This is a genomic window from Allobosea sp. BE125 (assembly GCF_031456075.1).
Lineage (GTDB): Bacteria > Pseudomonadota > Alphaproteobacteria > Rhizobiales > Beijerinckiaceae > Allobosea.
Map to the genome: position 1 here is coordinate 716,873 of NZ_JAVDTY010000001.1, position 13,583 is coordinate 730,455.

Annotated in this window: 15 protein-coding genes and 1 other RNA gene; 12 read left to right on the forward strand and 4 right to left on the reverse strand. The window is 66.4% G+C overall.

What is annotated here, in order from left to right; genetic code table 11:
- Positions 1 to 38: 38 nt before the first annotated feature.
- Both gap and tkt read right to left on the reverse strand, forming a co-directional pair.
- Positions 39 to 1,049: a type I glyceraldehyde-3-phosphate dehydrogenase gene (gene gap / locus J2Y55_RS03335; protein WP_310147564.1), complete on the reverse strand. Its 1,011-nt coding sequence runs from the start codon at positions 1,047 to 1,049 to the stop codon at positions 39 to 41.
- Positions 1,050 to 1,167: 118 nt separating this feature from the next.
- A complete protein-coding gene (gene tkt, locus J2Y55_RS03340; protein WP_310147566.1) occupies positions 1,168 to 3,165 on the reverse strand; it encodes a transketolase in 1,998 nt (665 codons plus the stop codon).
- Between the two features lie 325 nt (positions 3,166 to 3,490).
- Between tkt and J2Y55_RS03345 the strand changes: the two genes are divergently transcribed.
- The 8 genes from J2Y55_RS03345 to J2Y55_RS03380 all read left to right on the forward strand — a co-directional run bounded on the left by J2Y55_RS03345 (position 3,491) and on the right by J2Y55_RS03380 (position 8,464).
- On the forward strand, positions 3,491 to 3,790 hold the full coding sequence (locus J2Y55_RS03345; RefSeq protein WP_244546312.1) for a DUF4164 family protein: 300 nt from the start codon (positions 3,491 to 3,493) through the stop codon (positions 3,788 to 3,790).
- Positions 3,791 to 3,802: 12 nt separating this feature from the next.
- Entirely contained in the window at positions 3,803 to 4,171 is a 369-nt protein-coding gene (locus tag J2Y55_RS03350) for a cell division protein ZapA (protein WP_310147569.1), read from the forward strand.
- 62 nt (positions 4,172 to 4,233) lie between these two features.
- Positions 4,234 to 4,755 carry a YcxB family protein gene (locus J2Y55_RS03355; RefSeq protein WP_310147571.1) on the forward strand — a complete coding sequence of 174 codons (522 nt, stop codon included), beginning with the start codon at positions 4,234 to 4,236 and terminating at the stop codon, positions 4,753 to 4,755.
- Positions 4,756 to 4,804: 49 nt separating this feature from the next.
- Entirely contained in the window at positions 4,805 to 5,455 is a 651-nt protein-coding gene (locus J2Y55_RS03360; protein WP_310147573.1) for a TetR/AcrR family transcriptional regulator, read from the forward strand.
- A 47-nt stretch (positions 5,456 to 5,502) separates the two neighbouring features.
- Positions 5,503 to 6,717 carry an MFS transporter gene (locus J2Y55_RS03365; protein WP_310147575.1) on the forward strand — a complete coding sequence of 405 codons (1,215 nt, stop codon included), beginning with the start codon at positions 5,503 to 5,505 and terminating at the stop codon, positions 6,715 to 6,717.
- A 117-nt stretch (positions 6,718 to 6,834) separates the two neighbouring features.
- Positions 6,835 to 6,991, forward strand: a non-coding RNA gene (gene ssrS / locus J2Y55_RS03370) — 6S RNA.
- A 9-nt stretch (positions 6,992 to 7,000) separates the two neighbouring features.
- Positions 7,001 to 7,579 (forward strand): 5-formyltetrahydrofolate cyclo-ligase, encoded by a 579-nt coding sequence (locus tag J2Y55_RS03375; RefSeq protein ID WP_310147578.1) that lies wholly within the window; start codon positions 7,001 to 7,003, stop codon positions 7,577 to 7,579.
- A 57-nt stretch (positions 7,580 to 7,636) separates the two neighbouring features.
- Positions 7,637 to 8,464 carry a TIGR00282 family metallophosphoesterase gene (locus J2Y55_RS03380; RefSeq protein WP_310147580.1) on the forward strand — a complete coding sequence of 276 codons (828 nt, stop codon included), beginning with the start codon at positions 7,637 to 7,639 and terminating at the stop codon, positions 8,462 to 8,464.
- Between the two features lie 46 nt (positions 8,465 to 8,510).
- Here the strand turns inward: J2Y55_RS03380 and J2Y55_RS03385 are convergent, their stop codons facing one another.
- Positions 8,511 to 9,875, reverse strand: coding sequence for a methyl-accepting chemotaxis protein (locus J2Y55_RS03385; RefSeq protein ID WP_310147583.1), 1,365 nt, complete (start codon positions 9,873 to 9,875; stop codon positions 8,511 to 8,513).
- A gap of 254 nt (positions 9,876 to 10,129) precedes the next feature.
- Between J2Y55_RS03385 and J2Y55_RS03390 the strand changes: the two genes are divergently transcribed.
- Positions 10,130 to 10,879, forward strand: a complete 750-nt coding sequence (locus J2Y55_RS03390; protein ID WP_310147585.1) for a YebC/PmpR family DNA-binding transcriptional regulator — start codon at positions 10,130 to 10,132, stop codon at positions 10,877 to 10,879.
- Between the two features lie 103 nt (positions 10,880 to 10,982).
- Here the strand turns inward: J2Y55_RS03390 and J2Y55_RS03395 are convergent, their stop codons facing one another.
- Positions 10,983 to 11,762 (reverse strand): sulfite exporter TauE/SafE family protein, encoded by a 780-nt coding sequence (locus J2Y55_RS03395; protein ID WP_310147587.1) that lies wholly within the window; start codon positions 11,760 to 11,762, stop codon positions 10,983 to 10,985.
- A 157-nt stretch (positions 11,763 to 11,919) separates the two neighbouring features.
- Between J2Y55_RS03395 and ruvC the strand changes: the two genes are divergently transcribed.
- Genes ruvC through J2Y55_RS03410 form a run of 3 tightly spaced genes read left to right on the forward strand, consistent with a single transcriptional unit; the run spans position 11,920 to position 13,577 of the window.
- Positions 11,920 to 12,435 carry a crossover junction endodeoxyribonuclease RuvC gene (gene ruvC, locus J2Y55_RS03400; protein ID WP_310147589.1) on the forward strand — a complete coding sequence of 172 codons (516 nt, stop codon included), beginning with the start codon at positions 11,920 to 11,922 and terminating at the stop codon, positions 12,433 to 12,435.
- Between the two features lie 39 nt (positions 12,436 to 12,474).
- Positions 12,475 to 13,092 (forward strand): Holliday junction branch migration protein RuvA, encoded by a 618-nt coding sequence (gene ruvA / locus J2Y55_RS03405; RefSeq protein ID WP_310147590.1) that lies wholly within the window; start codon positions 12,475 to 12,477, stop codon positions 13,090 to 13,092.
- Positions 13,089 to 13,577: a GNAT family N-acetyltransferase gene (locus J2Y55_RS03410; protein WP_310147594.1), complete on the forward strand. Its 489-nt coding sequence runs from the start codon at positions 13,089 to 13,091 to the stop codon at positions 13,575 to 13,577. The genes ruvA and J2Y55_RS03410 overlap by 4 nt, the downstream gene beginning before the upstream one ends.
- The last annotated feature ends 6 nt before the right edge of the window (positions 13,578 to 13,583 follow it).

Genomic DNA, 13,583 nt, shown 5'->3' on the forward strand with positions numbered 1-13,583 from the left:
GGCCGCGCCCAGATGGGCGCGGCATCGCTCGGGTTGGATCAGAGCAGCTTGGCCATGGCGACGGCGGTGTCGCTCATGCGGTTCGAGAAGCCCCATTCATTGTCGTACCAGGACATCACGCTGACGAACTTGTCGTCCATGACCTTGGTCTGGTCGAGCGCGAAGGTCGACGAGGCCGGATCGTGGTTGAAGTCGATCGAGACATTGGGCTGGTCGGTGACGGCCAGGATGCCCTTGAGCGGCCCGCGCTTGCTGGCCTTCAGGATCGCCTCGTTGATCTTCTCGACCGTGGTCTTGCGCTTCGAGATGAATTTGAAGTCGACCATCGAGACGTTCGGGCAGGGAACGCGCACCGACACGCCATCGAGCCGGCCCTTGAGCTCGGGGATGACGAGGCCGATCGCCTTGGCGGCGCCGGTCGAGGTCGGGATCATCGACATGGCAGCGGCGCGGCCGCGGTAGAGATCCTTGTGCATCGTATCCAGCGTCGGCTGGTCGCCGGTATAGGCATGGACGGTGGTCATGAAGCCCTTGTCGATGCCGACAGCGTCATGCAGCACGCGCACCAGCGGAGCCAGGCAGTTCGTGGTGCAGGATGCGTTCGAGACGATGACATGGTCCTTGGTCAGCTCGTGATGGTTCACGCCGTAGACCACGGTCAGATCTGCGCCGTCGCAGGGAGCCGAGACCAGGACGCGCTTGGCGCCGGCGGCGAGATGCGCCGAAGCCTTGTCCTTGGTCGTGAAGATGCCGGTGCATTCGAAGGCGATGTCGACGCCGAGCGCCTTGTGCGGCAGGTCCTTGGGATCGCGGATCGCAGTGACCTTGATCGGCCCGCGGCCGACATCGATCGTGTCGCCCGAGACGGTCACGGTGCCGGGGAAGCGGCCATGGACTGAATCGAAGCGGAAGAGATGGGCGTTGGTCTCGACAGGGCCGAGATCGTTGATTGCCACGACCTCGATATCCTTGCGCTTCGACTCGATGATCGCGCGCAGGACATTGCGCCCGATGCGGCCGAAGCCGTTGATCGCCACCTTGACCGTCATCTCAATCCTCTCCTTCGCCGGGTTTCGGCGTCTGGGCCGTCATACACGCGGGCAAATCGGCCAAACGATGACCGAACGCAAGGCCCATTGCGGGAATATCTGCCCTGTTTCGCAAGCGTCAGGCGTTATGGCGCTTCATTGCGGCTTCGACCACTGCGTCAGGCGTAATGCCGAAATGCTTGTAGACCTCCTTATAGGGGCCACTGGCTCCGAAGGAGTGCATGCCGATGAAGCCGCCATCATGGCCGATCACGGCATCCCAGCCGAAACGGACGCCGGCCTCGATCGCGATCTTGATCGGCGCGGAGCCGATGATGGCGCTCTGCGTGGACTCGTCCTGGGCCAGCAGCAGCTCCAGCGACGGCACGGAGACGACGCGGGCGCGCACGCCCTTCTCGGCGAGGAGCTTGCGCGCCGCGACCGCGATCTCGAGTTCGGAACCTGAAGCGAAGAGCGAGACCTGGGCCTTGCCGCCCTCGGCCGCGAGCAGTTCGTAGCCGCCCTTGGCAGAGCGGTTGGTCGCGGTCGCATCGGTGCGCAGCTGGGCGAGATTCTGGCGCGACAGGGCGAGCACGGTCGGCCCCTTGGTGTTCTCCAGCGCGAACTGCCAGGCTTCGGCGGTCTCGATCGCATCGGCCGGGCGGAAGACATGCATGTTCGGCATGCAGCGCAGCGAGGCGATCTGCTCGACCGGCTGATGGGTCGGGCCGTCCTCGCCCAGGCCGATCGAGTCATGGGTCATGACATAGACGACCGGCAGGCCCATCAGCGCGGCGAGCCGCATCGAGGGGCGGGCATAGTCGGCAAAGACCAGGAAGGTGCCGCCGCCGGTGCGGAAGCCGCCATGCAGCGTGATGCCGTTCATCGCGGCTGCCATTGCGTGCTCGCGGATGCCATAGCGGACATAACGCCCCTTGGGCGTCTTGATCGTGAAGTCCTCGGCGCCCTTGGCCCGGGTGTTGTTCGAAGGCGTCAGGTCGGCCGAGCCCATGACCAGTTCGGGCATCACCGGCTCGATCACGTCGAGCGCGAGCTCGGAGGCCTTGCGCGTCGCGATGGTGACGGGGCTGGCGATCAGCGCCTTCTTATGGCCGAGGATCACCTTGTCGAGCTTGGCGGGGACCTTGTGGGCGAGGCGGCGATCGAACTCGACGCGCTTGCGCTCGGAGAGCGCGGCGAAGCGTTCCTTCCATTCCTTATGGGCGGCCACACCTGCGGCGCCGAAGCCGCGCCAGGCCTTGAGCACATCGGCCGCGACCTCGAAGGGGCCGCCGGTGATGCCGAGCGCCTTTTTGGCGGCGGCAAGCTCTTCCGCGCCGAGCGGTTCGCCATGCGCCTTGGAGGTGCCGGCCTTCTTGGGCGCGCCGAAGCCGATCACGGTCTTGCAGGCGATCATGGTCGGCTTGTTCGACTTCTGGGCGCGGCGGATTGCGGCCTCGATCGCCTCGGGGTCGTGCCCGTCGATGCGCTCGGAGCGCCAGCCGCAGGCCTTGAAGCGCGCGACCTGGTCGACCGAGTCGGAGATCGTCAGCGGGCCGTCGATCGAGATGCCGTTATCGTCCCACATCACAATCAGCTTGTTCAGCTTGTGATGGCCGGCGAGCGCAATGGCCTCGTGGCTGATGCCTTCCATCAGGTCGCCGTCGGAGGCGAGCACATAGGTGTGGTGGTCGACGACCTTCTTGCCGAACTCGGCGGCGAGCATGCGCTCGGCCATGGCCATGCCGACGGCGGTGGCGAGGCCCTGGCCGAGCGGGCCAGTTGTGGTCTCGATGCCGGCGGTCATGAAGTTCTCGGGGTGGCCCGGCGTCTTGGAGTCGAGCTGGCGGAACTTCTTCAGATCGTCGAGCTCCATGCCCGGCACGCCGGTGAGATAGAGCAGGGCGTAAAGCAGCATCGAGCCATGGCCGGCCGAGAGCACGAAGCGGTCGCGGTCGGGCCAGCGCGGATCGGCGGCGTCATACTTCATGACGCGGGTGAACAGCACGGTCGCAACATCGGCGGCACCCATCGGCAGGCCTGGATGGCCCGATTTCGCCTGCTCGACGCCATCCATGGCGAGGGAGCGAATGGCGTTGGCGAGCTTGTCGTGCTGGCTCCGGTCGATCGATGTCATGGTATTTCAGGCTCCCGCCGGCGGATGGGGCAAGGCCGCGGCCGGCTCCCGTTCCAAGGACGGGGCGACGGCGGTCGCTATGTATGATCTCGGCCGATTGCCGACCGGGCTCGATTAGGCTGCCGGATCGACCTGAGTCAATTCGCCCCTCAGGCGTTTCGGCCATGCGAGCGGCAAGACCGGGCCCGAGACGGTGGCTGAGCAACTGCGCGCAAGCCTTTGGGATCGGGCGGCTCCTGGCTGGGCTTGCGATTCACGTTTCGCCCGCAGATGCGCTAGTGTCGCGAATCGAGTGAGCCGGCTTCGTTCTGGAGGAGGAAAGACGGTGGCGAGCCTGATGCTGGAGAATGCGCTCGCGCGCCTCGACGGCGCGTTGGGACAGCTTGAAGCCGCCGCCCGCCGCCGCATCGAGGCGGAACGCGGGCGCGCCAATCTCGAGACGGAACTGACCCTGATGCAGGACGACCGCGCCCGGCTCGCCGCCGAGCTCGACGGCGCCGTCTCCCGGCTCGGCGAGGTCGAAAGTGCTGCCACCGATGTCGATCAGCGGCTGGAGCGGGCGATGAACGTCATCGGCGCGGTGATCACGCGTGCGCAGGCCGAGATGCCTCATCTGGATCATTGAGCGGGGGCGACCATGCCGCAAGTCAACGTCACCATCGCCGGGAAGGCCTATCGCATGGCCTGCGGGGAGGGCGAGGAGCCGCATCTGGAGGCGCTGGCCCGGCTCTATGACGGCAAGATCGACGAGATGCGCCAGGCCTTCGGCGAGATCGGCGACATGCGCCTGCATGTGATGGCGGCGCTGATGGTCGCCGACGAGGTCTCCGAGCTCAGGCAACGCGTCGCTGCCATGGAGAGGCAATTGGCCGCCGTGCAGGGCGATGCCGGTGCGGCCGATCATCGCCTGAGCGAGGTCGAGGATCGTGCGGCCGAGGCGCTGATGGCGGCGGCCGAGCGCATCGAGGGCGTGGCGCGCAGCCTGGTCCCGGCGCCTGTCGGCTGATAGTGCCGGGCTTTCGATCACATGGTTCCGCGGCTGCCTGCGAAGCCGCCGGGAGTTCCTGAATGCCGGCTGATATGAACCGTTCGGTGAGCTTCACCCTGACGGCGGACGACTATGTGGCGGCAAACAAGCTGCATGTGCTGAACTTTTACCGGGACCGTTTCCGGCTCGCCGTGATCGCTGCAGGTGTGCTGCTCTACGTGCTGTTCATCGTCTCCGACTATGCCAGCGGCTGGTCGTTCGGGACTTTCGCCGGTATCGTTCACCTCTTCGCGTTCTTTCTGCTGCTGATGCCGTTCCTGAGCTATTTCCTGTTCGCGCCGGACATAGCGCGGAAGACTTTTCGGAAGCAGAAATCGCTCCAGCAGCCGCTCACCTGGTCATGGTCGGAAGCGGGGCTGAAGGTGACGAGCGATGGCGGCGAGTGGCTGACGCCCTGGGATCATTATCTCAAGCGGGCCGAGAATGCCGAGATCTTCTTGTTTTACCAGGCGCCGCGCCTGTTCCAGATGGTGCCGAAACGCGTCCTGACGCCGGAGCAACTGGCCGAGCTGCGGGGATGTGCTGATCGGGTGGCCGGGTAGGGAGGCGAAGCCGGGGAAGCGGTTTCTCCAGATCGGCCTTGATTCGGAAATGATCGTTTCCTATAAATGGGACATGGCCGATATCGCCCCATCCGCATCGATCTCCGTCTCGCGCAGCCGTGGCCGGCCGCGCGAATTCGATATGAATGATGCGCTCGACAAGGCCGTGCGGGTCTTCTGCAAGCGCGGCTATCACGCCACCTCGATCGGTGACTTGACCGAGGCCATGCAACTGGCCCAGGGCAGCGTCTACAAGGCCTTCAAGGACAAGCGGGCGGTGTTCTTGGCCGCGTTCGACCGCAACAAGGCTGTGCGCGCAGAAAAGCTGCAGGCCGCCATCGGTGCCGGCGGGACGGGGCTCGAGCGTATGCGCAAGGTCCTGGCCTTCTATGCCGAGGCCTCGCATGGCGCCGAAGGTCGGCAGGGCTGCCTGATCGTCGGCAGCGCGGCGGAACTTGCCATCTTCGACGACGAGGTGGCACTGCGGGTCGCGGCGAGCCTCGACAGGAATGAGGTGCTGCTGACAGACCTGATCCGGCAAGGTCAGGCGGATGGCTCGATCCCGGCCCATATCGACAGCGCGGCCACTGCCAGGCTGCTGCTCTGCCTGCTCCAGGGCATGCGCGTGGTCGGCAAGACCGGCCGCAGCCGCGACGAGATGGCGGCCGTGGTGGAGGTCGCGATGAAGGCGCTCGCCTGATTTTTCGACGATTTAGGAAATGATTATTCTCTATTCTGGAGCTTCTGATGGCTATCGCTGCGACCGCCGACAATCCACCGAATGAAGGCGCGCCGCCTGACGAAGGCGCGGTTTCTCCCTGGATCACCTTCGTCTTGGCGATGGCCTGCGGGTTGATCGCCGCCAACATCTATTATGCCCAGCCTCTGGCCGGGCCGATCAGCGCCGCGTTGGGCCTGTCTGCGCAAGCGACGGGGCTGATCGTCACCCTGACGCAGATCGGCTATGGGCTGGGCCTGCTGCTGATCGTGCCGCTGGGCGACCTGATCGAAAACCGCCGCCTCGCCCTCACCATGATCGGCGTCGCGACGCTAGGCTTGCTCGGCGCGGCCCTGTCGACGGAGGCCCTGCCGTTCTTCGCCGCGGCGCTGTTCATCGGCCTCGGCTCCGTCGCGGTGCAGGTGCTTGTGCCCTATGCCGCGCATATGGCGCCCGAGGCGGTGCGCGGTCGTGTCGTCGGCAATGTCATGAGCGGGCTGATGCTCGGCATCATGCTGGCGCGCCCGGTCTCCAGTTTCATCGCCGGATTGTCGTCATGGCACATGGTGTTCTTCCTCTCCGCCGGGGCGATGGTCGCACTCGCCCTGCTCCTCTGGCGGACCCTGCCGCGCCGTGTGCCGGTGGCGAAGCTCCGCTATGGCGAGCTGCTGGCCTCGATGGGCCATCTGGCGGCGACGACGCCGATCCTGCAACGGCGCGCGCTCTATCAGGCCTGCCTGTTCGCGGCCTTCAGCCTGTTCTGGACCACGACGCCGTTGCTGTTGGCCGGGCCGGTGTTCCAGCTCTCGCAGACCGGCATCGCCTTGTTCGCGCTGGCGGGCGTGGCGGGCGCCGTCGCCTCGCCGATCGCCGGGCGGCTTGCCGACCGCGGCTGGACGAGGTCGGCCAGCGTCTTCGCCATGCTTTCCGTCGCGGTCGCTTTCGCGATGACCCATCTTGGCGAGGCTGGCTCGAGCTGGGCGCTCGGGCTGTTGGTGGCGGCCGCGATCCTGCTCGATTTCGGCGTCTCGACCAATCTGGTGCTGGGGCAGCGCGCGATCTTCGCGCTTGGAGCCGAGCATCGCAGCCGCCTCAACGGGCTCTATATGGCGACTTTCTTCGCCGGCGGTGCGATCGGCTCGGGGCTTGGCGGCTGGGCCTTCGCGCAGGGCGGATGGCCGCTCGCTTCCTGGATCGGTTTTGCGCTCCCGGTCGCGGCGCTGGTCTATTTCGCGACGGAGTAACGCCTGCGGAGCGCCATCCTCAGTGGTGCTTCTCCCGACTGTGGACATCCGAACTGAAACGCGTTCCGGCCGAGATGCCCACTGGCGCTTTGCCGGCGCGCATCTTACATTGCGGATGCGGGGCTGCCTGGTGCGTGCGAGAACTGTATTCCCGGGCCCATACGACTCCCTAGGGAGCTGTCCCTGACCGGGTCCCTGGACCCGGACACACGGCGCCCACCTACTTTAGTAGGTGTCCCGGGATCGAAATCTCCACGGCCAAGGTGGCTCCGTACTTCCCATCATGACCAACGCACTCTCCGACAGCGCCGCCCACAGGAAAGCCGCCCTGCGCGAGGCCGCCCTGGCGCGTCGCGACGCGCTGGAGATCGACGACCGGCTGGAATGGGACCCGGTGATCGCCGAACGGGTGCTGGCGCTGCCGGTTCTGTCGGGAGAGGGCCCGGTCTCGGCCTATTGGCCGATGCGCTCGGAGGCCGATCCGCGCCCGATCCTGGAGGCGCTGCACACGCAGGGCATGCCGCTGTGCCTTCCCGCCATCGTCTCGGGCGCCATGCTGTTCCGGCGTTGGGCGCCGTGGGAGCCGATCGTGCCGGGCGGTTTCGGGACGCTTGTTCCCGAACCGAGCCAAACCGAGGTCAAGCCGGGGATCCTGCTGGTTCCGCTCGCCGCCTTCGATCGACGCGGTTTCCGCATCGGCTATGGCAAAGGCTATTACGACCGGGCGCTCACCGAACTCGGTCCCGTCACGAGCATCGGCATCGCCTATGCTGTGCAGGAGATCGAGGCGGTGCCAGACGAGCCGCATGATCGCAGGCTCGACTGGGTGGTGACCGAACGGGAAGCGATACGCTGCGGTTGATTCTGTCGCGCATTCGCGCGACGGAGGACGCCTCGCAGCCATCCGAGTTCTCATCCCATGCGTTTTCTCTTCCTCGGCGATGTCGTCGGCCGCCCCGGGCGGGTCGCGGTGCAGGAGCGTCTGCCGGCCCTGCGCCAGCGCTGGGGCCTCGACTGCGTCGTGATCAACGGCGAGAACGCGGCGGGCGGCTTCGGCATCACCGAGGCGATCTGCGACGAACTGCTTGCGGCGGGTGCGGACGCGGTCACGCTCGGCAATCATTCCTGGGATCAGCGCGAGGCGCTCGTCTTCATCGAGCGCCAGGACCGGCTGGTGCGCCCCGCGAACTACCCGACGGGTACGCCGGGACGCGGCGCGACCGTGATCGAAGCTGCCAATGGCGCGCGGGTGCTCGTCGTCAATGCGATGGGGCGCATCTTCATGGATGCTCTCGACGATCCCTTCGCCGCTGTGGCGCGGGAGCTTTCGGCCTGCCCGCTGGGCGAGGTCGCGGATGCGGTGATCGTCGATTTCCATGCGGAGGCGACGAGCGAGAAGCAGGCGATGGGCTATTTCCTTGATGGCCGTGCGAGCCTCGTCGTCGGCACCCACACCCATGCGCCGACCGCCGACACGCGCGTCCTGCCCGGCGGCACCGCCTTCCAGTCCGATGCCGGCATGTGCGGTGACTATGATTCGGTGCTCGGCATGCACAAGGACGAGCCGGTCCGGCGTTTCCTGCAGAAGACGCCGGGCGCGCGGCTCGAGCCCGCCAGCGGCGAGGGCACGCTCTCTGGCGTCGCCGTCGAGATCGACGATGCGACGGGGTTGGCGAAGGCGGTCTGGCCGGTCCGGCTGGGCCCGCATCTGAGCGAGGCGGTGCCCGTCGGCTGGGAGCGCGCCTGATCGGCTCAGACCGAAGATGATATTCGGTCTGATGCTGTAAGCCGCTTCAGGCGGCGCGATTGCGCTGCATCAGGTGATCGAAGGCATCGGCGAGCGACGCGGCCTTGGCGGCCAATGTGCCGGCGAGGTTGAGCACGTCGCCGACGCTGCTGCCGGCCTCCTGCGCCATCAGGCTGACGCCGCTGACGCTTTGCGCCACCTCTTCGGTGCTCTGGGCGGCGAGAGTGACGCTGCGGGCGATCTCCTGCGTCGCGGCGCGCTGTTCCTCGATGCCGCTGGCGACAGTGGTCGTGGTCTGGTCCATCTGCCGGACGAAGGAGACGATGCGCTCGATCGCGGCGACGGCTTCATGGGTCGCCAGCTGCATCGAGGGCACCTGGGCTGCGATTTCGTCGGTCGCCTGCGCGGTGCGGGCGGAGAGCTGCTTCACCTCTGTTGCGACGACCGCGAAGCCGCGCCCGGCCTCGCCGGCGCGGGCGGCCTCGATCGTGGCGTTCAGCGCCAGCATGTTGGTCTGGGCGGCGATGGTGCGGATCATCTCGACGATGGAGCCGATGGTCTGCGCCGAATGCGCCAGGCTCTTGACGATGATGTCGGTCTCGAGCGCGGCGGCGTTGGCGTCATGGGCCATGGTGGCGGCGCGCGACACCTCGATCGCGACCTGATCGAGCGAGATCGACAATTCCTCGGCCGCGCCCGCGACGCTGTGGACATTGGTCGAGGCGGCGTCGGAGGCCTGCGAGGCGACGATCGCCTGGGTACCGGTGTCCTGGACCACGCCGTTCATGGTCCTAGCCATGGCCTCTACGGTGCCGGCGCCGGAGTTCACCGCGCCGACGACCTCGCGCACGGTGACCCCGAAGGCGGCGAATTCGGTCGTGGCGCGCTCGCTGCTTAGGCGCTGCACCTCGGCATAGGTTTCCAGCAGCAGCTCGAGGTCGAGCTGGGCGGCCTTGTTGAGCGCGGCGCGCAGCGCGATGCGCCGGCGGAATTCGTTGCGGCGCCAGAAGCCGTTCATCGCCCGCAGCGCATCGCGGTCGAGGCCCAGTTCGGCTCCGATCCGGTTCGAGACGATGGCGTGGCAGATGACGACCGCATAGGCGGGGACGCCGTGATCATGAAAGGCGACGGCGAGACGATGCGCCGATTCCATGAAGCCGTCGTCGAGTTCGCCCGAAGCCAGCTTGATCCAGTGGGCGAGGCGCAGGGCATGCACCTCGGGCAGGCGCAGCGCCCGCGCGGTTTCCGGCCAAGGATCGAACTGGGGATGCAATTCCTCCAGCAGCGTGGGCAGCCGCATCCTGGCGAACTGCGATTGCTGGTGCAGGAGCTTGAGGTCGAACGGTTCGATCTGGAAGGCGCGGAAGCGCGTCTCCTGTTGGGCGATCGGGTTGGTGGAAAGAGTCGTCATGAAGTCCGGGTTCTTCGCGCGCCGCTCCTCGGCACGCGGACGACTTTGGAAGCTCATGGCAAATATTGACTTAACAGAACCGCCAGGGCGGGGCGATCATGCGCAATTGCGGTTCGCCGGGGCCGGTGCGGCGGCTCTTATCCCCCTGGCTTGCCTGTCGCCGGAGCCGGCGCTTATAAGGCCGGTCTCCGCCATGGCCGCCGCAAGACGGGCCAGGCGATGTGCGCAGACGTGACAGCAGAGGCTGAATTGCCATGGCCGGCCATTCCCAGTTCAAGAACATCATGCACCGCAAGGGCAAGCAGGACGCCGTGCGCGCCAAGCTGTTCTCGAAGCTGGGCCGCGAAATCACAGTTGCCGCCAAGATGGGCATGCCCGATCCGAACATGAACCCGCGCCTGCGCATGGCCGTGCTGGCCGCGCGCGCCGAGAACATGCCCAAGGACAATATCCAGCGCGCCATCAACAAGGCGGCCGGCGGCGAGGGCGATAATTATGACGAGGTCCGCTACGAGGGCTATGGGCCGGGCGGCGCTGCCGTCATCGTCGAGGCGCTGACCGATAACCGCAACCGCACTGCATCGGCCGTTCGCTCCTACTTCACCAAGTCTGGCGGAGCGATGGGCGAGAGCAACTCCGTCTCGTTCATGTTCAACCGCGTTGGCGAGATCAGCTATCCGGTTGAGGCGGGCGATGCCGACAAGCTCATGGAAGCGGCGATCGAAGCCGGCGCCGACGATGTCATCAGCGACGAGAACGGCCACACCATCCTGTGCGCTTTCGATGCGCTGAACGAGGTCTCGAAGGCGCTGGAAGCGGCGCTGGGCGCGCCGGCCTCGGCCAAGCCGGTCTGGCGGCCGACGACGACGGCGCCGCTCGACGAGGAAAAGGCCGCCTCGATGATGCGTTTGATGGAAGCGCTCGACAATGACGACGACGTCCAGAACGTCTTCGCCAATTTCGAGATCGCCGACGAGGTGATGGCCAAGCTCGGCGCAGCCTGAGCGGCTAAGCCGTCATTCTCGGGCTTGACCCGAGAATCTCAGGCAGAATGAGGCTCATCCGGCAAGAGATGCTCGGGTCAAGCCCGAGCATGACGGGCGCGGCTCAGCGCCCGATCAGCCCATCCCATACCGGCAGGCTGACCAGCGCGCTCAGGAAAATGACGAGATAGGCGATACGGCGGAAGGCGGCGTCCGAGGCCAGCCTGAAGCCATGCGTGCCGGCCCAGAGACCCACGCCATAGACGGCGCAGAGCGGCAGCGCCATCAGCGCGGCCCCGCTCGTCAGAATGCCGTTCAGCCACAGGATCGTGCCGCCGATCAGCGTCGATATGCCGAAGAAGGTTTGCAGGTTGGCGCGTGTCTTGTGCTTGTCATTGCGCTGCGCGCCCAGCCAGAACACCGCGAGCGGCATGCCGCCGATGCTCGCCATGCCGTTGAACAACCCCGACAGCACACCGACGCCGAGCGAAAGCGGGATGCCCGGCCGGCCGTGATAGCGCCAGCCCGAGGCCATCAGCGCGACCGCGGTGAGCACGAGCCCGGCCAGGATCCAGCGCATGGTCTCGCGATCGAGCCAGATCAGGAGCCAGATGCCGGCCGGCAGCGCCAGCGTCGCGGTGGCGAGCAGCGGCAGCACCTCGCGCCATTCGGCGTTCTTGGCGCTGCGCGCCGCCAGCGGCAGCGCATAGGGCAGGTCGATGAACCAGATCAGCCCCAGCGCCGCGACCGGCCCGAGCACGATGCTCGCCAGCGGCATGAAGACCATGGCGAAGCCGAAGCCGGTGAAGCCGCGCACGATTCCGCCAAGAGCGGTCGCTGCCAGCAGGATCGCCAGTCCGGAAGCCGAAATGCCGGGAAGGAGCGCGTTCAGGAGATCGTTCATCTGCGGAGGGCGAGAGGAGAAGAAAGTTCTCTTCGCACCAACATGTATCTCCGGCTGCGGGCAACCCTTTCCTTGTGATGCGATCGATGCGCGCCGGTCATCGATCGTTAGGACGGAGATGGAACAAAGGGTGTCCACGGTTTAGGCTCATCGCTACATGGCAGCTCCGATTCGCATTCTTGGCCTCGATCCCGGTCTTCGGAAGACCGGCTGGGGCATCGTCGTTTCGGAAGGCAGCAAGCTCAGCTTCGTCGCCTGCGGCTGCGTCGAGAGTGACGGCACGCTTTCGCTGAGCGAGAGGCTGCGGCAACTGCATGAGGGCATCAGCCGCGTGATCGCGACCTGGACGCCCGACGAAGTCGCGGTCGAGGAGACCTTCGTCAACCGCGACCCGCAATCGGCGCTGAAGCTCGGCCAGGCGCGCGGCATCGCCCTGGTCGTGCCGGCGCTGGCGGGGTTGGACGTGGCGGAATATGCGGCCAACCTCGTCAAGAAGACGGTGGTCGGCGTCGGCCATGCCGACAAGAAGCAGGTCCAGATGATGATCCGCGTGTTGCTGCCCAAGGCGGAGACGAAGTCCGCGGATGCGGCCGATGCGCTGGCGGTCGCGATTTGTCATGCTCAGCATCGCGGCATGCGAACCCTGGTTGCGCAAATGCGGGCTTCCGCGTGAGGCGCTACAGCTTGTATCCTGCTCTAAGCGAGGCCTTCGATGATCGGTAAGCTCAAGGGCCTGATCGATTCCTATGGCGAGGATTTCGTCATCCTCGACGTGCAGGGCGTCGGCTATGTCGTGCAGTGCTCGTCGCGGACCCTGCAGCGCCTGCCCAAGCCCGGCGAGGCGGCAGCGCTCTCGATCGAGACGCATGTGCGCGAGGATGCGATCCGGCTCTACGGTTTCCTGTCCGACAATGAGCGCGACTGGTTCCGGTTGATGCAGATGGTGCAGGGCGTCGGCGCCAAGGTCGCGCTCGCGATCCTGTCGATCCTGGAGCCCGGCGCGCTGGCGACCGCGATCGCCACCAATGACAAGGCGGCCGTGGCGCGCGCTTCCGGCGTTGGCCCCAAGCTTGCCCAGCGCATCTGCGCCGAGCTCAAGGACAAAGCTCCGGCCTTCGGCCATATCGATCCCGGTGTCGCGCTGCTCGCCGGCGCGCTGGAGGACAGGAAACTGCCGCAGCCGGTTGCGGATGCAGTCTCGGCGCTGTCCAATCTCGGCTACCCGCAGGCGCAGGCCGTGGCGGCCGTGGCGGCGGCGTCGCGGGCGGCCGGCGAGGGGGCCGGTACGGCGCAGCTCATCAAGCTTGGGCTGAAGGAATTGGCGAAATGAGCGCGCCCGGCGCCGGCATCATCCGCGACGTCGAGGACAAAAGGGCGTTCCTGGCGCTGATGATGGCGAGCTGGGGCTCGCACAGCATGATGATCGGCGTCCATGTCTATGACTGCGCCGAGCTCGATCTGCTGGGTGTCTTCGCGCCGGATGGCGAGGCGATGGCCTATGCGAGCTGGACCATGCGCGGCGACGTCGCACTGCTCTGTGCGCTGCATTCCGTCGCTCCGGGACAAGGCGCCGCCATTCAGCTTCTCGACGCGGTCAAGGCTGCGGCCAAGGCCAAGGGTGCGGTCAAGCTGCGCGCCATGCTGACCAATGACAACTTGCCGGGCCTCGTCTTCTACCAGAAATGCGGCTTCCGCTTCTCAGGGCTTTATGTCGAGGCGATCGACGCCTATCGCTCGGTGGTCCCGACGATCATCAAGACAGGTTATCAGGGCCTGCCTGTGCGCGACGCGCTCGAATTGGAGATTGAATTGTGAGCGATG